Origin of the sequence: Streptomyces fildesensis, from assembly GCF_016107395.1 — a bacterium.
In the GTDB taxonomy this organism is placed as follows: domain Bacteria; phylum Actinomycetota; class Actinomycetes; order Streptomycetales; family Streptomycetaceae; genus Actinacidiphila; species Actinacidiphila fildesensis.
Window position 1 is genome coordinate 176,381 of sequence record NZ_JAAIKO010000007.1, and the last position, 24,791, is coordinate 201,171.

General features: G+C 70.9%; 19 protein-coding genes. All 19 read right to left on the reverse strand.

Features of this window, described 5'->3' with window-relative positions; genetic code table 11:
• Positions 1–9 precede the first annotated feature (9 nt).
• The 19 genes from rfbC to C6N31_RS14140 are packed head-to-tail and all read right to left on the reverse strand — an operon-like array spanning position 10 to position 24,638.
• Positions 10–561, reverse strand: coding sequence for a dTDP-4-dehydrorhamnose 3,5-epimerase (rfbC, locus tag C6N31_RS14050; RefSeq protein ID WP_138352505.1), 552 nt, complete (start codon positions 559–561; stop codon positions 10–12).
• Entirely contained in the window at positions 558–1,799 is a 1,242-nt protein-coding gene (locus C6N31_RS14055) for a polysaccharide pyruvyl transferase family protein (protein WP_138352504.1), read from the reverse strand. The genes rfbC and C6N31_RS14055 overlap by 4 nt, the downstream gene beginning before the upstream one ends.
• Positions 1,796–2,743, reverse strand: a complete 948-nt coding sequence (locus C6N31_RS14060) for a glycosyltransferase family 2 protein (protein WP_138352503.1) — start codon at positions 2,741–2,743, stop codon at positions 1,796–1,798. Before C6N31_RS14060 ends, C6N31_RS14055 begins: the two co-directional genes overlap by 4 nt.
• A complete protein-coding gene (locus C6N31_RS14065) occupies positions 2,740–4,047 on the reverse strand; it encodes an MATE family efflux transporter (RefSeq protein ID WP_138352580.1) in 1,308 nt (435 codons plus the stop codon). Before C6N31_RS14065 ends, C6N31_RS14060 begins: the two co-directional genes overlap by 4 nt.
• 5 nt (positions 4,048–4,052) lie before the next feature.
• Positions 4,053–5,336, reverse strand: a complete 1,284-nt coding sequence (locus C6N31_RS14070) for a DUF4910 domain-containing protein (protein ID WP_138352502.1) — start codon at positions 5,334–5,336, stop codon at positions 4,053–4,055.
• Positions 5,324–6,349, reverse strand: a complete 1,026-nt coding sequence (locus tag C6N31_RS14075; RefSeq protein WP_138352501.1) for an NAD-dependent epimerase/dehydratase family protein — start codon at positions 6,347–6,349, stop codon at positions 5,324–5,326. The genes C6N31_RS14070 and C6N31_RS14075 overlap by 13 nt, the downstream gene beginning before the upstream one ends.
• A gap of 3 nt (positions 6,350–6,352) precedes the next feature.
• Entirely contained in the window at positions 6,353–7,000 is a 648-nt protein-coding gene (locus tag C6N31_RS14080; protein WP_198357627.1) for a PIG-L deacetylase family protein, read from the reverse strand.
• Positions 6,997–7,824, reverse strand: a complete 828-nt coding sequence (locus tag C6N31_RS14085; RefSeq protein ID WP_138352499.1) for a sugar phosphate nucleotidyltransferase — start codon at positions 7,822–7,824, stop codon at positions 6,997–6,999. Before C6N31_RS14085 ends, C6N31_RS14080 begins: the two co-directional genes overlap by 4 nt.
• On the reverse strand, positions 7,821–9,065 hold the full coding sequence (locus C6N31_RS14090) for a class I SAM-dependent methyltransferase (RefSeq protein ID WP_138352498.1): 1,245 nt from the start codon (positions 9,063–9,065) through the stop codon (positions 7,821–7,823). The genes C6N31_RS14085 and C6N31_RS14090 overlap by 4 nt, the downstream gene beginning before the upstream one ends.
• Positions 9,062–10,303, reverse strand: a complete 1,242-nt coding sequence (locus tag C6N31_RS14095) for a glycosyltransferase (RefSeq protein ID WP_138352497.1) — start codon at positions 10,301–10,303, stop codon at positions 9,062–9,064. The genes C6N31_RS14090 and C6N31_RS14095 overlap by 4 nt, the downstream gene beginning before the upstream one ends.
• Before the next feature lie 2 nt (positions 10,304–10,305).
• A complete protein-coding gene (locus tag C6N31_RS14100; protein ID WP_138352496.1) occupies positions 10,306–11,547 on the reverse strand; it encodes an O-antigen ligase domain-containing protein in 1,242 nt (413 codons plus the stop codon).
• Position 11,548: 1 nt separating this feature from the next.
• Entirely contained in the window at positions 11,549–13,081 is a 1,533-nt protein-coding gene (locus tag C6N31_RS14105; RefSeq protein ID WP_138352495.1) for a right-handed parallel beta-helix repeat-containing protein, read from the reverse strand.
• A complete protein-coding gene (locus C6N31_RS14110; RefSeq protein ID WP_198357628.1) occupies positions 13,075–15,057 on the reverse strand; it encodes a heparinase II/III family protein in 1,983 nt (660 codons plus the stop codon). The genes C6N31_RS14105 and C6N31_RS14110 overlap by 7 nt, the downstream gene beginning before the upstream one ends.
• A complete protein-coding gene (locus tag C6N31_RS14115) occupies positions 15,054–17,234 on the reverse strand; it encodes a bi-domain-containing oxidoreductase (RefSeq protein WP_138352493.1) in 2,181 nt (726 codons plus the stop codon). Before C6N31_RS14115 ends, C6N31_RS14110 begins: the two co-directional genes overlap by 4 nt.
• A 25-nt stretch (positions 17,235–17,259) precedes the next feature.
• Complete coding sequence (asnB, locus tag C6N31_RS14120) at positions 17,260–19,185, reverse strand: asparagine synthase (glutamine-hydrolyzing) (RefSeq protein ID WP_138352492.1); 1,926 nt, start codon at positions 19,183–19,185, stop codon at positions 17,260–17,262.
• Positions 19,186–19,188: 3 nt separating this feature from the next.
• The gene (locus C6N31_RS14125; RefSeq protein WP_198357629.1) at positions 19,189–20,706 is read right to left on the reverse strand and encodes a Wzz/FepE/Etk N-terminal domain-containing protein; all 1,518 of its coding nucleotides are present in this window, start codon (positions 20,704–20,706) and stop codon (positions 19,189–19,191) included.
• Positions 20,703–22,070, reverse strand: coding sequence for a Wzz/FepE/Etk N-terminal domain-containing protein (locus tag C6N31_RS14130; RefSeq protein ID WP_198357630.1), 1,368 nt, complete (start codon positions 22,068–22,070; stop codon positions 20,703–20,705). Before C6N31_RS14130 ends, C6N31_RS14125 begins: the two co-directional genes overlap by 4 nt.
• Complete coding sequence (locus C6N31_RS14135; protein ID WP_164292949.1) at positions 22,067–23,332, reverse strand: glycosyltransferase family 4 protein; 1,266 nt, start codon at positions 23,330–23,332, stop codon at positions 22,067–22,069. The genes C6N31_RS14130 and C6N31_RS14135 overlap by 4 nt, the downstream gene beginning before the upstream one ends.
• Positions 23,322–24,638 carry a nucleotide sugar dehydrogenase gene (locus C6N31_RS14140; protein ID WP_138352488.1) on the reverse strand — a complete coding sequence of 439 codons (1,317 nt, stop codon included), beginning with the start codon at positions 24,636–24,638 and terminating at the stop codon, positions 23,322–23,324. The genes C6N31_RS14135 and C6N31_RS14140 overlap by 11 nt, the downstream gene beginning before the upstream one ends.
• Positions 24,639–24,791: the final 153 nt, after the last annotated feature.

Sequence of the window (24,791 nt, forward strand, 5' to 3'; positions counted from 1 at the left end):
ACGCCGACCTCACTTCTCGCTGTGCTTCAGGACTTCGGCGAGGCTGGGCGCCTCCCGGTCCCGCTGGGACATCGATGTGGCCGGCAGCGGCCAGGGAATGGCGAGCTCCGGGTCGTCGAAGGCGATCGTCACGTCCTCGGCCGGATCGTGCGGGCGGTCGATCCGGTACGAGGTGTCAGCGGTTTCGGTCAGCGCCTGGAAGCCGTGCGCGCACCCCGCCGGGATGTACAGGGTCGTCTGCGTCTCGCCGGACAGCTCGAAGAAGGCTCGGTTGCGATAGGTCGGCGAGTCCGTCCGCAGGTCCACGACGACGTCGAAGATCCTCCCGTACGAGCACCGCACCAGCTTCGCCTCGCCGGCTCCGGAGCGCAGGTGCAGGCCGCGCAGCACGCCCCGGACCGAGCGGGACACGCTGTCCTGGACGAAGGCGTCCGGGTCGAGGCCCACCGAGCGGACCACGTCGGCGTCGAAGGTACGGCAGAAGAAGCCGCGCTCGTCGGCGTACCGCGTCGGCTCGAAGAGGTACGCGCCGGTGATCTCCGGGACTTCGGTCGCCTTCATGGAGCCTTCCTCGAGGTGTGGACGTGGTCGGCCGCAGGAAACAGGGCCGCGGTCAAGGAGTTGAACTGGTGCTCGAGTTGCCGGGCGGCGGCCAGGTTCCGCTCGGTGAGGGTCTGCCGCAGCTCGGCCGATCGCTTCTCCAGCGCCCAGAACTGCTCGAGCAGCCGGTCGGCGTCGACCTCGCGCGCCGGGTGGCAGTACGCGCCGAGACCCATCTCCGTCATGAGCGCGTCACTCTTCGCCGCATAGCAGAGGGCGAGCACCGGCGTGCTGGTCTTCAGCGCGCAGATCAGGTTGTGGTACCTGATCGCCACCACGGTGTCGGCAGCCGCCATCTCCTTCATCAGGTCGGCCAGTGAGGACGGCTCGGCAGCGGTGACCAGCGGCGAGTCCACCGCGTCGAGGATCGCGGCGACCACCGACGCATCGCACTCGTCGCCGGTGAGCAGCCGGACCGACCTGCCCTCCTGGACCAGCGCGCCGACGAACCGGATCGTCCCGTCGAGGTAGCGCCGGTATATCTCCTCGGCCTGGGCGCGGTCGTCGTTGCCGCCGTGGAAGTCCATGACACCGACGCAGACCGGTCCCGGCGGTGCCGACGGGTCCGAGGGCGCGCCGGCCCGCGGCGTCGGCAGGGCGAACGCGAGGTCCGGGTAGACCTCGTCGCGCGCGGTGTCCACGCCCATCGCCCGCATCGCGTCGCGGGACTGCGCGTCCCGGTACGACCGGTATGCGGCCAGCCGCGCCGACCAGCGGACCAGGAGCCGGGTCGGCCGGTTGCCGATCGTCGCGGCGCCGACGCTGACCAGCGCGACCCGGGTGCCGAACAGTCGGCCGCTCGCGCAGAGCAGGAACAGCGAGTACGGGAAGCCCCACGGCCGCAGCGGCAGCGTGGCCTCCAGGACGCCCATGCCCGGCACGATCACCACGTCGTGCCGGCGCACCCAGGCAGCGGTGCGGAAGACGTCGACGAGTTTGCCCAGACCCTTCGCCGCGACCGCGCCCGCGCGCGACGCGGTCCGGTACTCCCCGCGATACCAGTGCAGCCGCGTCGCGGGGATCCCGAACCGGGTCGTCACGGCCTCGGGTCCGCCGCACAGCGCGTCCACGACCGCCTCCGGGTGTTCGGTGCGGAGGTACCCGAGCACGGCTTCGAGCGATCCGTCGTTGCCGAGGTTGCCGGATCCGAGCAGGCCGAACACGCCGACACGCACCGGAGTTTCATCCGTGGACGTCATCTCTGCCTCCCCTCACGGCCGGCGACGACGGCGTCGACGGAGACCGTGAGCAGGGCCGGATCGACCGGAGCGCGGTCCTCGACCCGCTCGCCGGCGCCCGGCCGGACCCGGCTGGTCATCCATGCGGCCAGGTGGCGGTAGCACGAGCGCCGGTCGGCCGCGGACAACGGCGCCCGCCGGATCGCTGAGGCGAAGCCCCAGACGTACTCGGCGAGCAGCCGGGGCGTCGGGTGCAGCAGGCCCGCCCGGCGCGGGTCGAGATTGACGCACCGGGAGCGCTTGGACGGGTTCGCCCGCTCGGCGCGGGTGGGGTGGTCGCGGCGGAAGTACAGGAGTTCCGGCACCTGGTGGAAGCGCCCGTGCAGGGCGATCTCGGCGACGTACGTGCGGTCCGCGTGGTGGTAGCTGTCCATCGGCTTCACCCGGCGCAGCGCGTCGGCCCGGATCACCCCGTAGAAGTCGTCACCGCCGGGCTCGAACAGCATGCTGCGGAAGCGCTCCGGCGCGTGCGGCGAGTCAGTGGCGAGCGTGTACTCGTACGGGACTGTCACCTGACCGTCGCCGTCGATGACCGCCTGGCCGGTGTGCGCGAGGATCACGTCCGGCCGCTCGTCCAGCGCCTGGACGCAGCGCCGCAGCAGGTCGCGGGCGTAAAGGTCGTCGTGCGAGGCCCACTTGAACAGCTCGCCGCGGGACTCGGCGAGCACATGGTTGTGGTTCGGCGTGGCGCCGATGTTCCGCGGCAGCCGGAGGTACCGGATGCGCGAGTCCTGCTCGGTGTACTTGCGGCAGATGTCCTGAGTCCCGTCGGTCGAGGCGTTGTCGCAGATGACCAGCTCGAAGTCCTCGTAGGTCTGGCCGAGCAGGGCGTCGAGCGACTCGGCCAGGTACTCCTCGCCATTGTAGACGGGCAGGCCGATGCTCAGCCTGGGTTGGGCGGTCATGAGGTCCTCACTTCGGGGAGGGGGTGGTTGTGCTCGCGCAGGGCGGACCGCAGTTGCAGCCACCACACGGCCGAGCCGCTGACGGTCGCGGCGGCGACGCCCCAGGCCGAGCCGACCGTGCCGGCCACAGCCGCCCCGCCGAGTCCGCCGCTGACATAGCAGGCGGAGGCGAACAGTTGGCAGCGCAGGCTGCGCCGAGCCGCGCCGAACGCGCGCAGCCCGGCCGCCGCGCCGGTGCCGAGTCCCGCGCCCGCGACGCCGAGGGTGATGGGCACGATGAGCTGCGAGGCGGAGTGCCAGACGTCGCCGAGCACCAGCTCGCCGAACCGGCCAGGCATCAGCAGCAGCGCCGAGCCCCAGATCAGCGCGCCGGCGGCCTGCCCGCCGCCAAGGAGGAGGCAGAATCTGCCCAGTTGATGCGGGGCCCGCCGCAGCACCCGTGCCGCCTCCGGGACGGTGACCAGCGAAAGTCCCATGAGCACTGCCAGGAACGGGCCGAGCAGGAGCTCGGCGCCCCGCACCGCGCCCACCGCGCCGACCCCGACGATCGCGCCGAGCCCGTAGGCCCGCAACTGGCTCGCGCCACTGAGGCTGACGTTCTCGACCAGGTACCGGTAGCCGAGATCACGCTGCTCGCGAAGCCACCCGCGTGCCTCGGTCATCCGGGGCCCGATGCCGGACTGGATGCAGCCGTACCCCGCCGCCACCGTGGCGGACGCGCCCCAGGCGAACACGAAGGCGGCCACACTGCCCACCCGGGCCGCCACCACCAGGGCCGGGACGAGCGCGACACCCCACACGACGTCGTTGACGAACGCCTTCCGCCCGGCGCCGGCGGCGAAGAACGAGAACCGCCAGGCGTCCTGGAGCAGCAGCCCGGGCAACATGACACCAAGGGCGGCGAACGCGGGCCCCAGGCGGCCGCCGAGGCCGAGCCCGGCCACCAGACACACCGCGCCGATGGCCGTACCGACGCCGAGTGCGGTACCCGTCGACCGGGCCACCGCCCCGCGCCAGGACGTGTCCGGCGCGCCGCTGAAGCGCACCACCAGAGGGTCGGTGGCAAGGCCGCGGGAGACGTTGAGCACCACACCGTAGGTCACCCAGGCCAGGCTGAACACGCCGAACGCGGTCACCCCCAGCGAGCGGGCCACGTAGATGCCCACCGCGAAGTTGCTCACGCTGGAGGCCGCCTGGTCGGCCAGTCCCCAGGACAGCCGGCCGACCATGGCCCGCTTGGCGGTCTGCCGGGCGGGTCCGGCCGGGGCCGCCGGTGCCGTCGTCTTCTCCCCCTCGGTGGTCATCGGCTTCATGCCTTGATCAGTTCGGCGCCGCGCAGGGCGTCGGCGGCGGCGGCCACGGTGTCGAACGGAAGCCCGGACCGCTCGGCGACGTCCAGCAGACTGTGCTCGCCGTCGGAGAGGTTGAGCACCCAGAGCATGGCCATCTGGGCCTGCTTGGTGTCGCTGCGGCCGCCGAGCGCGTCGTACAACCCGCGTCGGCCCAGCTGTGGTTCGCCGTAGGGGCTGAGGTTGAGGTACCGCCGGTTGCGGTCGAGGACGGCGAATGCCTCGCGGCAGACCGCGAGGGTGTCCGCCATCGCGTCCGGGGAGACGAAGTCCAGGTTGTCCGCCGAGGTGTGGTACTCGGGGTAGCCGGCGTACGGGGTGCGGGTGAGCGAGCCAACGCCCAGGTTGAAACCGGGCGAGCAGTACTGCCGCTCGTCGTAGCCGTACGGGGTGAACTCGTTGACGTGGTGCGGGCGTTCGGATGCGGCCAGCACGTGCCGCATCACGCGGTCGATCTCCGCGTCGCCGCGCCTGCTCTGCTTGTACGTCAACTGTCCCGGGTCCCCGGCGCAGGCCAGCACTAGGCCGTGCTTGACCCGTTCCACCCGCTCCGCGTTGCGGGCCAGCCAGGTGATCGCCCCGACGGTGCCGGGCGCGTAGATGAACCGGTAGGTGTAGTACGGCGTCTCCTGCGCCAGCGCGCGGGCCAGGAACGTCGCCACGGCGATACCGGCGAGGTTGTCGTTGGCCAGCGACGGGTGACAGGTGTGGCAGGAGACGATGACCTCGTCGGCGACCTGTCCGGGGACCACGTGCTCGGCGTAGGTGAGGTGGCCGTCCGCGAGTGTGGAGTCGATGCGCACCTCGTAATCGCCGTCCGGCAGCGCGTCCAGGGTCTCCTGGGCCAGGCAGAACCCCCATTCCGGCTTGTAGTAGCTGGTGCGGTACGGCACCCAGGACGGTTGGTCCGGCAGGGTGTGCAGGTGTTCGCGCAGCTCGGCCAACGGCATGGTCGCCGACACCGGCACGCTGTAGCCGAGCACGTGCAGGCTGGACGCGGCGAAGTCGACGACACGGTTGCCGGCGGCGTCGGCGACGTACGCGTCCCGGATGTTCCACTCCTGCGGCACCGTCCAGTCGAGCACCTGCGTCCCGGTCGGCACCTCATGCACCTGCAAGGGGATGTACTCCCCGACGATGTCCAGGGTGGCGCGCACACCGTCGCCGGTGATGCTCCGGCACAGCGGGTACAGCCGCTCCACCAGCGTGTACATCTCTTCGGCGGTGTCGGTCATCGGCGCCACCGCAGGGTGTCGTCGACGGTGCCCGCGTCGGACGCCGCGCGCAGCACGGCAAGCCGGGTGAAACGCTGCTCGAAGTCCTCCCGGGTCAGGTCGAACTTCCGGTAGGCCGCGGCGAGTTCGAGTGCACCCCGCTTCACCGTCCACTCGCAGTCGAAGCCGGGTATCGCGGCGCGGAACCGGGAGAAGTCCACCCGGTACGACCGCGGATCGGCACCGTTCTCCCCGGTGATCACCACCTTCGCGCCGGACACCGCCTCGGCGACCTGGTCGGCGATCTCGGCGACCGTGACGTTGTTGATCTCGCTGCCGATGTTGAAGGCCCGGTCGTGCACGGCTTCGCGCGGCGCGGTCAGCGCGGCCGTGAAGGCGCGCGCGATGTCGGCGGCGTGCACCAGCGGGCGCCACGGGGTGCCGTCGGAGAGCACCAACACCTCGCCGGACAGGAGCGCGTGGCCCACCAGGTTGTTCAGCACGATGTCGGCGCGCAGCCGGGGCGAGTAGCCGAAGGCGGTGGCGTTGCGCATGAACACCGGGGTGAAGTCGCCGTCCGCCAGCGCGTGCAGGTCGTCCTCCACCCGCACCTTCGACTCCGCGTACGGCGTCACCGGGCGCAGCGGGGCGTCCTCGGCGACCAGGTCGTCGCCGCCGGAGGCGCCGTAGACCGAGCAGGTCGACGCGTACAGGAAGCGTCGCACTCCGGCGTCGCGGGCCAGCCGCGCGAGGCGGACGGACGCGTGGTGGTTGATGTCGTAGGTGAGTTCCGGCGCCAGCGATCCCAGCGGGTCGTTGGAGAGCGCGGCCAGGTGGATCACGGCGTCCACCCCGGCCACGTGGTCGGCCGTGACGTCGCGCAGGTCCACCCGGTGCCCCGGCGGGTCCGCGGGCGGCGGGCCGAGCACGCAGTCCGCGAACAGACCGGCGTCAAGCCCGACGACCTCGTGTCCGGCGGCGCTGAGGACCGGGGCCATCACGGTGCCCAGGTAGCCCTGGTGGCCGGTCAGTAGTACGCGCAAGGTTCATCCCTCCAGATTGAGCGTGAGTTTGGTGACGGCGAACGCCTCGGCGTAGCGCGCATGGCATTCGATGCCGCGGATCCGCGCAAGACCGATGAAGGCCTCCCGGTCGAACCAGGGCCGGTGCCGTTGCGAGGGGTAGTGCTCCTGCAACAGCCGCACCTTCTGTTCGGCGGTCTCCGGCGACAGCGGCTGGTACGCCGACGGACGGCCGAGATCGCCGTCCCATTTGACGATCTCGTAGCCGAGCACGAGGTGGTCGCGGAATGCGGTGGGTATCAGCTTCGCCAGGCCGCGGTGATCCTGGTGCGCGTCATCGGTACGCGGCGCGAGCACCAGATCCGGCTCGGTCCCCGCGCGCAGCTCCTCGACCGCGGCCTTGGCCTCGTCCCAGTGCACGGGCATTCGGCCGTCCGGCAGCTTGAGCACCGTCAGCCGCAGATCGGCGCCCGGGCAGAAGGCGGCGAGCGCGGCCCGCTCCTCCCGCTCCCGCGCGCCGCCACCGCCGGAGAGCACCAGCGCGTCGACGCGGATACCCGGCCGCGCGAGGCACAGCGTCAGCAGCGTGCCGCCGGCGCCGATGGCGATGTCGTCGCAGTGCGCGCCCACCGCGGCGATCCGGTCCAGGCGCCCGGCCCCGAGCCGGATCACGCCTTCGCTCCGGCGCCGTGCCTGCTGCCGGTCGTGCTCGCCCCGGCGCCGTCCCGTTCCCACACGGCCCACGGGCGGTCGCCCCGGGTGTAGGCGTCGTCGAGCGCAGCCCGCTCCTTCACGGTGTCGGTCGGCTTCCAGAAGCCGCGGTGCTGATGCGCCACCAACCGTCCGCGCTTGGCCAGTTGTCCACATCCGTCGGCGACCAGGTCCCCGTTCTCCGGTATGTGGTCGAAGACCTCCTGGCGGAGTACGAAGTAGCCACCGTTCTCCCACAGCGGCATGTCGCTCACCGCGGTGATGCCCCCCACCAGGCCGTCCTCGCCCAGTTCCACGCAGTGGAACGAGGACTGCGGCGGCACCACCATCATCGACGCACCGGCGTCGCGCCGGGCGAACTGGTCGATCATCTCCGGCAGCGGGGCGTCGGTGAGCACGTCGGCGTAGTTGGCGAGGAACATCTCGTCGCCGTCCAGGTGGCGCCGCACCCGGCGCAGCCGCTCCCCGATCGGCGACTCGATGCCGGTCTGCGCGAACGTGATCGTCCAGTCCGAGATGTCGGTGGACAGCAGCTCGGTCCGCCCGCCCCGCAGCACGAAGTCGTTGGACGTCGTCTCCTCGTAGTTGAGGAAGAAGTCCTTGATGTGGTGCGCCCCGTACCCGAGGCACAGAATGAACTCCGTGTGCCCGAAGTGCGCGTAGTAGCGCATGACGTGCCAGATCAGCGGTCGCGGTCCGACCATCGCCATCGGCTTGGGGACGTCGTCGGAGGTTCCGTTGCGCATGCGCATCCCGTAACCGCCACAGAACAGCACGACCTTCATGACTTGGCCTCGACAATGCTCAGTTCCGGGATGGGAAAGACCAGCCGGCCGCCCCAGTCGTGCACGAAGGAGAGCTGCTCGACCAGCTCGGCCCGCAGGTTCCACGGGAGGACGAGGACGTAGTCCGGTCTGTCGGCGGCTATCTGCTCGGGCGGCAGGATCGGGATGCGGGTGCCCGGGGTGAACCTGCCGTGCTTGTAGGGGTTGCGGTCGACCGTGTACGCGAGCAGGTCGGGCCGGATGCCGCAGTGGTTGAGCAGGGTGTTGCCCTTGCCCGGGGCGCCGTAGCCGACGACCGTCTCGCCGCGCTCGGCCGCCTCGATGAGGAACCGCAGAAGGTCCCGGCGCACCTTGGCCACCCGGGCGGAGAACTCGGCGTACCCGGACAGCTCCTGAAGCCCGGCGGCCTTCTCCCGGTCCAGTACATCGGCCACCTGCTGTGTCGGCTCGCCGGCCACCTCGATGGGCCGGGCCCACAGCCGGATGGAGCCGCCGTGCGTGGGCAGCAACTCGACGTCCACGAGCGCGAGTCCGCCACTCGCAAGGGCCCGGATCGCGGACGCGACCGTGTAGTACTGGAAGTGCTCGTGGTAGATCGTGTCGTACTGGTTGTCCTCGATCAGGGTCAACAGGTGCTGCACCTCGATGGAGACCCAGCCGTCGTCGGCGACCAGGGCGCGCAGCCCCTGGGTGAACCCGACCACGTCGGGTATGTGCGCGTACACGTTGTTGGCCACGACCAGGTCCGCCGGACCGTGTTCGGCGCGGACGGCGGCGCCGGTGTCCGGGCTCAGGAACTCCGTGAGCGTGGGCACACCCGCGTCCCGCGCCGCAGCCCCGACGTTGACCGACGGCTCGATGCCGAGGCAGCGGATCCCCCGGTCCACCACATGCCGCAGCAGGTACCCGTCGTTGCTCGCGACCTCGACCACGAAGGCTTCCTCTTCCGAGGACCCGATACCCACCCGCTGCACGGCATCCGCGACGAACGTGCGCGCGTGCTCCACCCAGGAGGTCGAGTACGAGGAGAAGTACGCGTACTCCTTGAACGTCTCCTCCGGCGTGATCAGCGGAGGGATCTGCGCGAGCCAGCAGTCGGTGCAGACCCGCAAATGCAGCGGGTACGCGGGCTCCGGCAGGTCCAGTTGGTCCGCGGCGAGAAAGCTCTCGCACGGCGGGGTCGCCCCCAGATCGACGACGCTCGCCAGCGACGCCGAGCCGCACAGTCGGCAACGTGTCATTTACTGCCCCCCATTGATTCCATCCCTATCGGCGGCGCGCTGTCCCCGCCGCCGGACCGCACCGCGATCGCGGTGCGGTACCCCTCCACCAGGCGCTCCAGGCCGACGGCCGGGCTGAAGCCCTGCTCGTAACGGCGCCGGGCCGCCTGGCCCATCTCCTGGTTGCGGGCCGGCTCGGCCGCGATCCGGCGTATGCAGGACGCGAGCGAGGCGGGCTCGCCCGGCCGGTGCAGCAGCCCGGTCACCCCGTCCTCGACGAGTTCGACGAAGGCGCCGTGACCGGCGGCGACGGCCGGGACCCCGGCCGCCATCGCCTCCACGACCACCAGGCCGAACGCTTCCAACCACGTCGAGGGAGCCACCACGGCGACCGAACGCGCGATGGCCTGCCGGCACTCCTCCGCGTCATACAGGCCGACGTACCGCACGTCGTCCCGGCCCGCCGCCCAGGCGGTCACCTCTGGCTCCAGCGGCCCCGTGCCGGCGACCACGAGCGGCACGCCCACACCGCCGCCGGCGGCGATCTCGTCCCACGCAGCCATGAGCAACCGCACGCCCTTGGCCTCCGCGAGCCGCCCGAGATAGAGCAGATGCTCGCCGTCGCCCGCTCGGCGGGCGTCCGGGTCCGGCACGAAGTTGTGCTTCACCGCCAGCCGTTCGGCCGGCATGCCGGCCCGCACCAGGACATCGCGCTGCGCAGCGGAGATGCAGAAGAACCGCTCCACGCCGGACCACCACCGCCGCCGGTTGACCGAGAGGCTGACCGCGAGCGGCACCGTCGCAAGCCGGGAGTTCCGGTAGCAGCCGTGCCGTACGGCGGGCAGCGGCGCCGACCCGACGCACTCGGTGCACGGCCGGCCGTCCCGCTGCAGCGTGCCGGGCGGGCAGACCTGGGTGTAGTTGTGCAGCGTGGCGACGACGGGCACACCGGCGTCGGCGCAGGCGGCAAGCACCGCGGGCGACAGGAGCGGGAAGACGTTGTGGACGTGCACCACGTCAGGGCGTGAGGTGCGAAGCCGGGCGGCGAGCTCCGAGCGGACCGCCGGGTTCCACGGCACGAGCAGCGGCAGCGCGACCTTGGCGAGCAGGGACAGGGTGGCGATGTCGTCGCTGCGCCGCTCGAACACCTCGACCCGGTGGCCGGCCTCGCGCAGCAGAGCCACCTCCTGGTCGACGACCTTGTTCTCCCCGCTCGGCTGCGCCGAGGCGTAGCGGTTGTGCAACACGAGGACATGCATGCTCAGATCACCTCCGATCTCTGGGCCCATCGCGGTATGTGCCGTCGAGGGACTTGGGGCGTGGAGCGGGGAGTGACCGCGGCAGGTGCCGCAAGCAGCGAGGCGGCCACGGCCAGATGCAGCAGATACGGCGAGGCGTCGCCAAGCCCGGCCTCGGTGTACGACGCGATCGCGCAGTAGCTGATCAGGAAGATCGCGCAGGCCCTCGACAGCGACGGTGGCCGCAGCAACGCGACGCCGCCGAGCACGATGATGATCGCCGCTACCAGGGTGACGCCGGTCAGACCCTGCTCGTTGTAAACGGCCAGCCAGCTGTTGTCGATCGGCAGGCCGCCGAACGACTTGTCGCCCAGGCCCATGCCGAACCACTGCTCCGAGCTCGTCCGGGGGGCTGCCAGCAGGGCGTCCCAGACCTTGGCCCGACCGGTGAGGTTGGAGAAGTTCTCCTTGTCCTGTCCGCGCAGGAACCACGCCTGCAGCGCGGAGCTGAACCCCACCGCGGTCACCGTGGCGATCACCACCGTCCAGCCGAAGAACCGGCGGGCGGCGGCGCTGGTCAGGACGAGCGAGCCGATCGCCAGCACCAGCCCGATGAGCAGGCCGAGCGTGGCCGTCCGGGTATGGGTCAGCGCGAGCAGGATGAGTGACGGCACGATGACTACCGCCGCGCTGCCCCTGTCGATCCGGTGCCCCAGTACGAGCAGCACGGTGAGCCCGATGATCACTGCGGCGTACTGTCCGATCTGCGGCGGGGTGAGCGGCCACAACGCGCCGACAAGCCGCCCGCCGTAGAGCCCGGGCATGGCCGCTCCCGGTGAGGCGACCAGGCCGACGGCCACCGACCCGAGCACCGCGAAGTAGATCCGGATGTGGTGCCGTACGAACGTCAGGCCGCCGTCCCACCAGCGGCTGAGCAGCCACAGCGTGCCGATGAACAGAGCAAGCCGGGCGCAGCGGAACAGCGCACCCGACCCGGACTCCAGGCTCGCGCTGGAGATCATGCTCGGCACAAGGAGCAGGGTGAGCAGGAACACGAAGGCGCTGGGCCGGATGCGCAGCTGGAGATTACCTGCGAGCGCCAGCGCGAACGCGGCGACCAGCGCGCCCATGGTGACCATCTGGATGAGGGAGCGGGGCAGCGGGATGATGGTCTTCGCTCCGGTGGAGCCGAGCGTGTTGAGGATCAGCAGCCCCCAGACCGTCCCGACGATCTTCGACGTGTGCTCTGTGTGGTCCGGGCTCATCTCAACCACCGCCCTGTGCGCGGAGGGTGCTGCCCGTGTCCTGCTGGTACGGCGTGCCCTGCCACTGCCCGAAGTCGAGCACCCGGCTCGGGTCGTGGGCGACGAACTTCCACGGTCCGATGTAGACGTTGTCGTGCCAGCGGTTGTTCTGCTTGCCGGTGATCGCCTCGGCGACCCGTTCGCCCTGGTACGGCGACCAGTCCGGATAGGTGCCGTAGTTGGCGAGGACCGCCATGCGGTCGCACTTCACCGTGCACTGGACGACGGACGTGTCCAGCACGAAGCGGTTCTCGTGGATGTCCACCCGCTGGGTCTTCCACCGGCAGTCGGCGTAGAGCGGTGCGGTGGCGATCGCCGGCCGTGCGCAGAGGTCGGTCTTCTTCACCAGCAACGTGCAGTCACCGGACGAGGTGTTGGCCGGGCTGTTGCAGAACCGGTCAGCGTTTTCCCACAGGGTGATCCCGGACCAGTTGTTCTCCAGCACGTTCCGGTAGATCTCGATCTTGTCCGTACGGGCTCGGATCCGTGGTTCGCCGCCGGACTCGGACACGTAGACGGTCGCGAACGGGAAGGTGTCGCCGCGGTCGGCGTACTTGCGGCCCTCGACCCAGTTGTTCCGCCGGATCGTGTTCTTCCGGATGACCGCGTTGTAGCTGGTCTCGTAGATCAGCGCGGCACCGTCGTTGGCCTCCAGCACGTTGTCCTCGATGCGGAAGTCGTTGTTGTTGGTGTCCGCCCACAACCCGGGTCCGCGGTTGTCGTGCACCCAGTTGCCGCGTATGTCGGCGCCGTTGACGGCCCAGAACTTGATGCCTCCGGTGCAGCCGCAGCCTTCCTTCCGCCGCTCCCAGTCGCCGGTGTTGTTGCCGACGATCTCGTTGCCCTCGACCACCAGGCCGCTGATGGAGCCACCGGACTTGTACGCGTTCATTCCGTACTGCCCGTTGTTGCGCAGGCAGTTGGCGCGGACCTGCTGGCGGGCACCGGCCATCAGCCCGGCGCCGGAGTTGTACTGGATGGTCGAGTGCTCGATCAGCCATCCGTCGGCCGAGTCGTGGTTGACCACGCCCTCATCCGGCGGCGCGACGAAATTCTGCACGGTCAGGTATTGAACGGTGACGTTGCCGGCGGTACCGCTGAACGCGTACTGGTTGGTCTTGCGGCCGTCGAGCACCGCGCCCGGCGCACCGAGGTAGCGGTTCCCCTGCTTGGGGACGACCTGGGCGTAGCGGTCCGGGTCGAGCTTGTGCGTCCCCGGCCGAAGCCAGAACGTGGTGTTCGGGGGGCTGCTCTTGGTCTTCGCAGCCAGGTCACCGACCACTGCGGGGTCGACCGCGACCGCGCCCGCCGGCGCCTCCGCCGGCCCGGCCGGGGGCTTGGCGCACACCTGGGTCACGGGTTGGGCCACGGACGTGGATGGCGCGGCGGCCGGCTCCGGCCGCGCGCCCGGCGTGCTCTCACAGCCCGTCGCCGCCAGCAGGACCAGTACCAGCGGTGCCGTCGACAGCGCCCGGTGCCGCCTCTTGATCACCACGCGTTCTCCCTCCCGCGGAACGTGAGTACGGTGGTGAACTCCCCCAACAGCGCGGGGCCGTCGGTGAAGCCGGTGCCGACCAGCGTGGTGCTGGGTTCCTTGCGCCCGAAGCCGGTGGAGTACCAGCCCAGCGGCGGGTCGCTCTCGCCGCGATGCGCCCGCCAACTCAGCTGCCCGGACAGGTCGAGCACCGCGGAGCGGTCCTCGCCGTCCCGGTTCCAGGTGAGCACGGCCCGGTTCCCCACCAGGTCCGCGGCGATCGCCGGGCCGAGGTGGAACGCCAGGCGCACGGCCCGGCGCGGGCCGCGCACCTCGTCAACCACCCGCAACTCCATGGTTGCGGCGGTCAGTTCCACCCGGCGGCGGTGCACGGAGCGCTGGTAACCGTCGTGCTCGGCGCTCCAGCGGGCCACACCTTCGCTGGATGTGTCCGCGACCAGGACGCGGCTGCGGGCATGCCGGGTCCACAGGAACGGCCCGCCGGAGACGGACTGGTCACCGTCGTCCAGTTGCAGGGTGTTGTGGCCGAGGGTCGACCGGAAGTACTGCCGCCACTGGGGCTGTCCGTGGTAGCAGTACGTCCCCGGGTCGGCGAGCACGTCAACCCCGTCGTGCCGGACCTCCACGGACAGCGCGTCCGCGTGGCCATGCGCGGCGATGGACAGGAACCCGTGCGGACCGCCGTCGCAGCGGCACCAGATCTCCTCCGGACCGCGCAGGATGGTGAGCCCCGCGTCGGCGAAGTGGGCCGGTCGGCTTGGCGGGCGGGTCACGGCCGGTGTGGTTCCCATTTCCGCGTACGGCCGGATGAGCGCGGCAAGGAGCTGGGTGCGCACATCGGTGTCGGACACCGTCGGCCACCAGTCGAGTCGGCCGAACACGGCGTCCCCGGTGGCAAGGAGCGAGGCCCAGCGGTCGGTGCCCGCGCCGTCCACGACCAGACCGTACCCGTCGTCCGCGTCCCCCTGGCGCGGCGGCCGCAGCCGGCCGTCCACGACGGCCGCGAGCGCGTCGGTCATCCGCAGCAGCACCAGCCGGATCGACGCGGGGACGGGCACGTCGGCGGCATCCGCCTCGGCCACCGCGGCCATGCCGAGTTCAAGGACGAGTCCGTGATACTCGGTGGCCAACTCGCGGTTGAGGCCGGAGGGGAAGGTGTTGCTTCGCAGCTGCCGCTCCAGCGACCGCAGCGCGTCGGCTCGCCAGCGCGCCGATGAGGGGAACCACCCGAATGCGCAGGCCCCGGCGAACTGCCCGGCGGTCTCGGCGATGACGTGGTTGTTCGCCGAGGACCCCCGACTGGGGAAGGCGGCCAGCCAGCGCTGGTGGTGCCAGATCTGGTTCAGCGCAACCGGGTTGCGCTCGAAAAGACCGGCCGCGCCCGGCCAGCCGTCGAGCAGCCGGCGGATCCACACCCAGGACAACAGCCGGATCCCCAGCTCGATGCCGCTGATCCAGTGCACGCCACGCAGCGGTGGGTTGGCCGTCCACCAGGACCGCAGGTGCTCGGCCACTCGCTCGGCGTACCGCTCGTTCCCGGTGATCGCGTAGGCGGCGGCGAGCACGGTGAGGTACTGGTGCCGGGACAGCTCCCAGATCTGCTTGATGTCCCCGACCGCGTCCTCGTTCCGGTACGGCACGTCGAAGGCGTAACCGGACGGAGCCCGTCGCCCGGTCTTCGGGTCGTACGACCAGTCCGGGTCGGCCAGGTCGTCGCGGTCCACCCCGAAGTACTCGGCGTGCCCGTCCATCAGCCGGTCCGCCTCGGCGATGAGACGTTTCGCGGCGTCCGGTGGCACTGCGGCGATCGTCCCGGCGGGCAGTACCGCGGTGAACCGGGCGCCGGTCACGCTCGGGCAGTCCGGCAGCGCCGACCGCCACCGCCGCCTGCGCACCGCGTCGCCCGCCCGGCCGCCGACCTCTCGCGGTCCCATCCGGGACAACCGCCGCAGGTACCAGCCCGCGCTCATGGTCATCGGGCCCTCGCCAACGTCACCGGCGCGCCGCCGACCAGGCTGGCCCGCACGGCGAGGGTGGCCGCCGTGGTGGCGACCAGCGACTCCAGCGGCACCGGCATCGGCCCGCCGGTCCGCACGGCCTTGATGAACGCGGCCAGCTCGGCGGACTGGCCCTTGTCCCGGGCCTTGGGCAGCCGCGAACTGACCCACCGCTTACGGCCGTATACCGAGGCACGGACGAAGTCGTCGAGCCGCAGCACCTTGCCGTCCGCGATCAGGTCCAGCGTCTCCTTGGGGAAGCCGGGCGGGCCGGTGGTGATGTAGCTGATGGTGGCGGTGGACCCGTCCGGGTAGCGCAGCACGACCTGCAGGTCCTCGTTACCGGACGTGGCGACCGCGTACACCGAGACCGGGTCGGCCGCGAGCAGCCAGCTCGCCGTGTCGATGAAGTGCCCGCCCTCACCGGCGAACCGCGAGCCCTCGGCGCCCTGTTGGAGGTACCAGCTGCCGTGCTGCAGCCGACCTGCGTTGACCAGGTAGCGGAGGCTCGCAGGACCGGTCCTGGCGCCGAACCGATTGCTGGCCTCCTGCAGCAGCGGCGCGAACCGGCGGTTGAAGCCCACCTGCAGCCGGTCGTTGCCGGACTCCTCCACCGCCGCGAGCACGCCTGCCAGCTCGTCCTCGGTGAGGGCCAGGGGCTTCTCGACGAACACCGCCTTGCCTGCCAGCAGTGCCCTTCGCGTCAGTTCGGCGTGCGAGCTGTGCCGGGTGACCACGAAGACCGCGTCGATGGACGGGTCGCCGAGCACGGCGTCGAGATCGGTGGTCGCCTCGGCGAAGCCGAACTTCCGCTGCGCGTTGGCCGCGGACAGCGCCGTCGTGGTGACGACCGTGGACAACTCGACGCCGTCGCGCTGTGCCAGGTGCGGCAGCAGCATCGACGTCGCGTAGTTTCCCGCGCCGACGAACGCAAGGCGCACCTGCGCCTTGGGTGACCCGGCCGTGGTGGGCGCCTTGTCGCTGCGTCGCACCGCGGGCACGGTCACCGCCGGGGCCTGCGCTTCCTCCTTCTGTTCGGGGTACCGGAACAGCACGGCCACGGCCTTCAGGTCGCCGTCCTTCAGGCGCTGGTACGTCTCGACGGCGTCATCGAAGTCGGAGATGTGGGAGACCAGGGGCTCCACGTCGACGCGGCCGCGGGCGAGGAGATCGAGGAAGGACGCCAGGTTGCGGCGCTCGGTCCAGCGCACGTAGCCGATCGGGTAGTCGCGCCCCTCCAGCTCGTACTCCGGGTCGTAGCGCCCGGGGCCGTAACTGCGGGAGAACCGGACGTCGAGCTCTTTCTCGTAGTACGCGTTCCACGGAAGGTCAAGGCGGCACTTGCCGATGTCGACGACCCGGCCGCGGTCCCGGCTCAACCGGGCGGCCAACTCGACGGGTTGGTTGGTACCGCCGCCGGCGGCCAGGTACACCTGGTCCACGCCGTGCCCGTCGGTGAGCTCGACAACGGCGGCTTCCACGGCCGCGGACGAGGGATCGCCGCAGGCCGCGGCGCCCAGGCGCTCGGCGAGCTCGCAGCGCACCGGGTCGGGGTCGACGCCGACGACGCGGACTCCCGAGGCGGTGAGCAACTGCACCACCAACTGCCCGATCAGCCCGAGGCCGATGACCAGCGCCACGTCGCCGAGCTGTGGCTCGCCGCGGCGGACGCCCTGCATCGCGATAGACCCGACCGTGCCGAAGGCCGCGTGCCGTGGCGAGAGGCCGTCCGGCACCCGGGCGTAGAGGTTCTTCGGCACCCAGTTCAGCTCGGCGTGCAGCGCGTGTTCATTGCCTGCGCAGGCCACGAGGTCGCCGACCTTCACATCGTCGATCCCGGTGCCGACCTCCTCGACCACCCCGCACAGCGAGTAGCCCAACGGTGTGTAGGAGTCCAGCTTGCCCATCACCTTGCGGTAGGTGGCCGGCACCCCGTTGGTGGCCACGCTCTGCATCACCTTGGCCACCTGGTCGGGACGGGAGCGGGCCTTGCCCACCATCGACAGGCCGGCCTCGGACACCTTCATCAGCTCGGTCCCGGTGGATATCAGCGAGTACGCGCTGCGGACCAGCACACCGCCCGGCTTGCACCCCGGCACCGGTACGTCGAGCAGCGCCAACTCGCCGCTCTTGTAGTTCTGCACAACCTGCTTCACCCGAACTCCTTTTGTTTCTACGCCGTCAGGGGTGGGTCCGGCCGGAGCCGGAGGTCGCGCCGCGATACCAGTACTCGAGGGTCAGCACATGCCACAGATGCTTGGAGAAGTCCCGCTGCCCGGCGGCGTCCTCGGCGACCATCCGCGCCAGCGCGTCGCGGCGCAGGATCCCGGAATTGACGAGCACGCCGTCGTTCACCACCTCGCGCACCAGCGGTGCCAGATCCCGGCTCATCCAGGCCCGCAGCGGGGCGCTGAACAGGCCCTTGGGCCGGTATGCGATCTCCCGGGGCAGGATCGAGGTGGCCGCCTCCTTGAGGACGGCCTTGCCCTGCCGGCCGACGATCTTGCGATCGCCGGGCACGGCGAACGCCGCCTTGACCACCTCGACGTCCACGTACGGCACCCGCACCTCGGTCGACGCGGCCATGCTGGAGCGGTCCGTGTAGGCGAGGTTCAGGCCCGGCAGGAACATCCGGGCGTCGCCCAGGCACATGCGATTGACGAAGTCGTCGAGTTCGTTGTCCTGGTAGATGTCCGCGTGCTCGGTCAGCACGTCATCGACCGTCCCGGCCAGGTCCGGATTGACCAGGGCGAGCAGTTCGTCCTGGTCGTACATGGTGTAGCTGCGCCGGAACGCGGTCTCCTCCGGCAGATCGGCGAAGGAGAGGAACCGCTTCGCGAAGCGCACCGACCGGTACCCCCGGCGGGCCGTGGCGACCGGCAGCCGGTCCACGGCCCTGGACAGGCCGCGCCGCAGGGGCCGCGGGACGCGCTGGTAGCGCAGCGCGAGCAGGTTGGCCAGGTGCTTGCGGTACCCGGCGAACAGCTCGTCGGCACCCATCCCCGAGAGCATCACCTTGACCCCGGCCTCCCGGGCGGCCTCGCAGATCAGGAACGTGTTGATCGCGGCGGGGTCGCCGATCGGCTCGTCCAGGTGGTACGTCATCTGCGGCAGCAGGTCCAGCACGTTCGGAGCGATCTCGATCTCGTGCAGGTCGACGCCGAACCGCTCGGCCACCTGCCGGGCATAGCGAAGGTCGTCCGGCATCGCCTCGAACTTGGCGTCCTCGGCGCGGAACCCGATCGTGTAGGCGGAGATCCCGGGTTGGTCGCGGGCCGCCAGGGCGGTGAGGTAGCTGGAGTCGAGACCGCCGGAGAGGAAGGTCGCCACGGGTACGTCGGAGAGCAGGTGGCGTCGAGTCGACTCCTCGACGATGGCAGCGATATCCGGCCGCTCGCCGCTGCGGGCCCGCTCCTGGCCCTCGGCGGCGACGTCCCGCAGGTTCCAGTACTGGCCGCGCTCCACCCGGCCGTCGGGCCGGCACCGCAGCCAGCTCCCCGGCGGCAGCTTCTCCGCTTCGCGGAACGCGCAGCGTGAGTCCGGCACCCAGTAGTACAGCAGCGAGGCCACCAGCGCCGCATCGTCCACCTGCAGCGACCCGCCGGTGGCGGCGGCGAGCGCCTTGAGCTCGGAGGCGAACACCAGGCCCGCACCGCGCCGGAGCAGGAACAGCGGCTTGATGCCGAGTTGGTCGCGGGCGAGCACGAGGTCACCGGTTCGCTCGTCGAAGATCCCGAACGCGAACATGCCGCGCAGCCGGGGCAGGCAGTCCGTGCCCCAGCGCCGCCAGGCCTCCAGCAGCACCTCGGTGTCGGAGGTACCGCGGAAGCGCACCCCCGCGGCTGCCAGTTCGCCGCGCAGCTCGGGCGCGTTGTACAGCTCGCCGTTGTACGTCAGGACGAGGCCGTCCGAGACCATCGGCTGGGCGCCGGTCTCGGACAGGTCGATGATGGCCAGCCGGCGGTGCCCCAGGTGCACTTCGCCGTCACCGACGGGGTGGCCGTACCGGCCCGCCCCGTCAGGACCGCGGTGGGCGAGGGTATCGGTGAGCCGGTCGGTCACGACCTTCCCGTCCGGCCATCGGTACGTGCCTGCTATGCCGCACATGTATTACCGTGCCTCCTGATCGCTGTCCGGGACTCGTACGGCCCATGACGGCCGCTCCGTCAGCAGTCGGCCCGGCGCGTTCTGCCGGGCCAGCCGCTCGTTGTGACCGCGCAGCGCGGTGTGCAGCCCGTCCCACAGGGTGCCGTCGGTCCTGTCCCGCGGATCGGGGTCGATCAGCACCACACCGATCACCGGAATGAGCAGGTCCGCGAGTTGCCGCGCCACGGTGTGCAGCCATGCGGTGCTGCCGTGCCCGGCACGCACGACGAGCACGGTCTGGGTACCGAGGTCCGGGAGGCCGGTCCACGCCGTGCCGGGGGCCACCGAGCCGACACCGAGTCGGCGCTCCTGATGGGACACGGCCGCGGCACCCTCGCCGCTGACCACGGTCGGGTCTCCCGGCTTCGGGCGGCGGCCTGCGAGCTGCGAGCCGGGCAGACCATCGATGATGACCACTGGCCCCTCCGCCATCAGTGCCTCGGCGAGGTCCAGGGCGATCACGCTCGTGCTGCGCGCACAGCCCAGTTCCAGCAGCGACACCGGTTCCGCGGAGCCGCGCACGGTGCGGGCCAGGGTCGCGGTGAGCCGTTCGCGGGCCGCCCGGGTCCGTCGGCGCTGCCACCGCCTGCCCGACCGGCGGGGCAGCTCCGCGATGACCGAGGCGCCCAGGTTCGCCGCGATGTCCCGGCGCAGCACGGGGCGGTCCGCCACCACCGTGCCGACCGCGGCCACCGCGAGCCCGAGGACGAGCCCTAGGACGAGCCCGATCGCGGCGTTGGTGGCAGCGGCCCTGGGCAGGGAGTGCTGCACCGCGCGCGGGGCGTCCACGATCTGTGTGCCGGCGACGAGCTGGGGCGTGCCGATGCGCGCCTCCGCGGCGCGCTGGCCGAAATCGGTGATCCGCGAGGTGAGCTCGGCCCGGCGGGCGAAGAGCGACTCCAGGTCCGCCGACGCTGTCGGCCCACTCCCCGGCCGTCCGTTTCCGATCGACTTGTTGACCTTGGCGAGTTCGTCCCGCATGCGGTCACGCTGGTCGAGCAGAGCCTTGGACTCGGCGTTCGCGGCTTCCTGAATCCGTCTCACATGGTCCGAGACGAACGCGTCGGCCAGCGCCTTGGCGCGGGCCACCGCTTCCGCGTCGGTGTCACCTGTCACATTGATCTGCAGCAGGTTGTTGGTCAGGCCGACACCCGCGTAGTCCAGCATGAAGTCCTCTGGTTTTTCAGGGGAGCCGAGGGACTGCAGGGCCATACCGGCGATTCGCGTGGTTTGCAGCAGCGCGACGTCGGTGCGGATCAGCGTTCCGGGGTCGTTCGGCTGGTCCTGCTGATGCGCGACCAGCACCTTGGTCACCGCGGCCGGCGGCGGCGGCCGCAGGACCGCCACCGCCGCGCCGAGCAGCAGTCCCAGGAGCGCCAGGGAGCACCAGAGGCGGCGGCGCCTGCGCACCGCCACCACCAGTCCCTGCAGGTCAAGGAGCGGAGTGGCTGCCGACGACTCCGAAGTCGTGCTCGTCGTCACACCGAACCTCCCGTCGCGTGACTGTGAACCGCGAGCGCCGCAGTGGCGTTGTCCGGAGGATGGTCGGCGGATCGCGTCGGACTGGCCCGGACCGTGCCGGCGACGACGATGCCGACAACCTCATGCCTGCCGTCCGCACACGCCTCGGCGATGCCGGCGAGCTCCTCAGCGGTCCAGCTGCCCGCGCTGAGCACGACCAGGGCACCGGACTCGGTGTCGCGGTCCGGCACTGTCGGCCGGTCCACCGAGACCTCCACCACCCGCAGCTGCGGATCGTCCTGGGCCTCGGCGACGAGCTGCCCGGCGGCCCGGCGGGCGATCTCGTCGCCGTCCGGTACGACGACCAGCAGCCGCCGGGGGGCCGGCAGCTGGTCCCGGAGGCGAGCGCACACCCGCCGGTAGCGGATCCGCGAGCCGGCCTCGTCGCCGGACCTCGGCGGGGTCGGTATGTCCCACCGGGTGTCGACGCCGAGGAGTCGGCGGATCCGGGCTCGCGGGCCACGACCTGCTGGCTGGTGCGCGCGCCGTTCATCAGGCACGTCGACGGTGCCGAGGAGCGCCGAGCCCAGCGCCGCGGCGATCTGCGGTTCGGTGCGCAGTCGGCGATTCACCCGTGCGGCGACGAGATGGCCGATGACCGCGAGCAGGAAGAACAGCAGCGCCCCGCCGACGATGAGCTGCATCCTCGTCGGCGGCGCCTCACCGGTCGGCCGGGCCGCCGGCCCCATGACGACCATGCCGGCCTTGTTGGTCGCCGGGTCGGCCTGGTCCAGCTTCGTCATGGCCTCCTCCAGCGAAGTGCGCAACTTCTCGAGGTCGGTGCGGGCCTGCACGCTCTCCACGGTCTGCCCCGGATCTGCCGCATTGGCCAGGTCGGTGATGCGGCGGTTGGTCTCCACCACGTTCTGCCGCAGGGCCTCAGTCCCGGTAGCCGCGTCGGGGTCGGTGCTGCCGCCTGCGATCCGCGCGGCGAATTTGACGAATTGCTGGGCCATCCGGTCGGAGAGCTGCTGCGCGTGCTCCGGGGTGTCGGCCGTTCCCGAGATCTTGATGATGTTCCCGTCGGCGGCCTTGGCGCTCACTCGATCCCGCAGCTCGGTGCCGCTGACCTTGGTCCAGTCGAGAGCGGCGGCCGCGCGGTCGACCACCACCGAACTGGTCGCGATATCCACCTGAGTCAGGAGCTCGCGCTCTTCCCACTGCCCTGGCAGCAGTACCGATGCCGACGTCGTGTACCGCGGCGGGAACAGCACCGAGGTGCCGTAGCCGACGAGCGCGCCCACCAGGGCGAGGACGGCGAGAAGCCGCCACCGTCGACGGAGAATCCACCCGATCGTGACCAGGCGGATCGTGTCATCGCTCAACGGTGCTGCCTCTTCCCTGTGCGGACCGGGTCGCCCGCCGACACCGGGGTGTGGTCACGGCACGCAGCGGCGTAGGCGGCGAGCAGCGACGCTTGCGAGTTCCGCCAGGAAAGCTGTCCGCTGATCCGCTCCTGGCCGATCTTGCCCATCTGGGCCCGCTTCTCCGGATCGTCAAGGAGCAGCGCGATGAGCCTGGCGAATTCGGCCTCGTCATTGGCGGGCGCGTAGAGGGCGGCGTCGCCGGCGGAGACCCGCGCCTCCCGGAGGTCGAACGAGATGATCGGCCGGCCCATCGCCATGTACTCCAGGACCTTGTTCATGGTCGACACGTCGTTGAGCGGATTGCGCGGGTCGGGAGAGAGGCACACGTCCGCGGTGGACAGATAGCGCACCAGGTCGGCGTCCGGAATGCGCCCGGTGAACTCCACCTGATCGGACAGCCCGAGCTGCCGGGACAGCTCCACCATCGCGTCGAAGGCGTCGCCGGAACCGACGAACACGGCGTGCCAGTCGGTCCGCCCGAGCTCGTCGCGCAGCTTCGCGAGGGCCCGCAAGGCGTAGTCGACGCCGTCCTGCGGGCCCATGACGCCGAGGTAGCACAGCAAATGGGGCTTGCCGTTCTTCAACTCCGGCTCGGGCGGCACCGGTTGGAACCGGTCGGTCTGGGGCGCGCTGCGCACCACGAAGACGTCCGCCGGTTGGCGGCCGCCACGGCGCAGTGCCACGTCCCGGTAGCTCTCGTTCGTGGCGAGCACGACGTCCGCGGCCCGGTAGGTCCGCCGTTCCAGCGCGCACACGGCGCGGTAGAGCAGATCCTCGCCGCGGTCGAACCGGGAAAGGTACAGCTCCGGTACCAGGTCGTGCTGGTCGAAGACGAACCGTGCCCCGCGCCGCTTCAGCCACAGTGCCGGCAGGAACAGCAGGTCGGGCGGGTTGCAGGCGTGGACCACGTCGACCGGGCCGACCTTGCGGGCCAGCCGGAACGTGTGCCACAACGCCGATCCGTACTCCCGCAGGTAGCCTGCCGGCCCTCCGGTGGCCGCGCGCAACGGGTAGCGGTGGATCCGCACCCCGTCGATCTCCGCCTCCGCCTCGGTGTCCCGCTTTGTCCCTTGGGGGCAGATGACGTGCACCGTCCAGCCCGCGTCGCGCAGCGTCGTGCACTCCTGCCACACCCGCCGGTCGAACGGCACCGACAGGTTCTCCACCAGGATCAGCGCGCGACCGGCCGTCCCGTCGCCGCTGACCGCGTCACCAAGCAAGGCCCACGTACCCCGGTTCGGCCCGGCGCACGTCGGCGTCGGGAAGGTGGATGAGGTCGATGAGCACCGGTCCTTCGCCATGGGGCAGCGCCGAAAGCACGTCCGGATCCCTGGTTCCGATCAGGCACACCTCGGCGTGCTCCATCACCTCGCCGACGGAGCCCGCGAGCAGCTGTGCGAGGTGCGGCAGCCGGGTCTCGATGTACTCGCGGTTCGCGCCGAGCAGCCGGGAGAGGTTCACGTTGGGGTCGTAGATCCGCAGGTCGTAACCCTTGCCGAAGAGTCTCTCCGCCAGCTCGACGAGCGGGCTCTCGCGGAGGTCGTCGGTGCCGGGTTTGAAGGAAAGACCGAACAGGCCCACCCGACGCTTGCCGGTGCGCTCGACGAGCTCCACCGCGCGCTGCAGATGGTCGGAGTTGGAGGGCAGTACGTGGGCGAGGATGGGCACCGAGACGTCGGCCCGCCGTGCGGCGTGGACCAGGCTGCGCAGGTCCTTGGGCAGGCAGGAGCCACCGAAGGCGAAGCCGGGTCGCAGGTAGGCGGGGCTGATGTTCAGCTTGCGGTCGGCCAGGAACACGTCTATCACCTGGTGCGAGTCCACCCCGAGCGCCTGGCACACCGCGCCCAGCTCGTTCGCGAAGCCGATCTTCAGTCCGTGGAACGCGTTGTCCGCGTACTTGATCGCCTCGGCCGTCGGGATCGGCACCCGGAACACCTCGCCGGGCACTCCGTCGTACAGCGCCGCCACCACGTCGCCACTTGCCGGGTCGAGTTCGCCGATGACGGTCTTGGGCGGGTCGAAGAAGTCCCGCACGCTCGTGCCCTCGCGCAGGAACTCCGGGTTGACCGCGACCCCGAAGTCCACCCCGGCCGTGCCGCCGACGTACTTCTCCAGGATCGGCACCAGCAGGTTCAGGCAGGTGCCCGGGAGCATGGTGCTGCGGAACACGACGGTCTGCCGCCCACCCCGCTCGGCCACCGCAGCACCGATCTGCTCGGTGACCCGCTCCAAGTACGTGGTGCACAGGCTGCCGTTGGGCTCCGACGGCGTGCCCACGCAGATCAGCGACACCTCGCTGCCCATGATCGCCTCGCGGACGTCGCCGGTGGCGTGTAAAGCTCCGGTCCGCACGGCCTCGGCGATGAGCTCGCCGATCCGCTCCTCGACCACCGGGGCCTTGCCGTCGTTGACCAGGTCGACCTTCACCTGGCTCACGTCCACCCCGATGACCTCGTGACCCAGGCTGGCCAGGCACGCGGCCGACACGCAGCCCACGTAGCCGAGCCCAAAGACGCTTACTCTCATGTCCCGTTCCTCCCCCCGGGCAGGCCCTTTCGGCCTGCTGTCCGTCCGCCGGCCATTCGGCCTGCGGTCCGTGCGCCGACCGGACGGCGCCCCCCGCGCATCAGAAGGCCCCCTGCCCCTGAAGCACCGCGCGCGGCGTCTTCCACAAATTCA

Coding starts and splice junctions, on each gene's coding strand:
- rfbC (WP_138352505.1), bottom strand. CDS start 561: ATGAAGGCGACCGAAGTCCCGGAGATCACCGGCGCGTACCTCTTCGAG.
- C6N31_RS14055 (WP_138352504.1), bottom strand. CDS start 1,799: ATGACGTCCACGGATGAAACTCCGGTGCGTGTCGGCGTGTTCGGCCTG.
- C6N31_RS14060 (WP_138352503.1), bottom strand. CDS start 2,743: ATGACCGCCCAACCCAGGCTGAGCATCGGCCTGCCCGTCTACAATGGC.
- C6N31_RS14065 (WP_138352580.1), bottom strand. CDS start 4,047: ATGACCACCGAGGGGGAGAAGACGACGGCACCGGCGGCCCCGGCCGGA.
- C6N31_RS14085 (WP_138352499.1), bottom strand. CDS start 7,824: ATGAAGGTCGTGCTGTTCTGTGGCGGTTACGGGATGCGCATGCGCAAC.
- C6N31_RS14090 (WP_138352498.1), bottom strand. CDS start 9,065: ATGACACGTTGCCGACTGTGCGGCTCGGCGTCGCTGGCGAGCGTCGTC.
- C6N31_RS14095 (WP_138352497.1), bottom strand. CDS start 10,303: ATGCATGTCCTCGTGTTGCACAACCGCTACGCCTCGGCGCAGCCGAGC.
- C6N31_RS14100 (WP_138352496.1), bottom strand. CDS start 11,547: ATGAGCCCGGACCACACAGAGCACACGTCGAAGATCGTCGGGACGGTC.
- C6N31_RS14110 (WP_198357628.1), bottom strand. CDS start 15,057: ATGACCATGAGCGCGGGCTGGTACCTGCGGCGGTTGTCCCGGATGGGA.
- asnB (WP_138352492.1), bottom strand. CDS start 19,185: ATGTGCGGCATAGCAGGCACGTACCGATGGCCGGACGGGAAGGTCGTG.
- C6N31_RS14140 (WP_138352488.1), bottom strand. CDS start 24,638: ATGAGAGTAAGCGTCTTTGGGCTCGGCTACGTGGGCTGCGTGTCGGCC.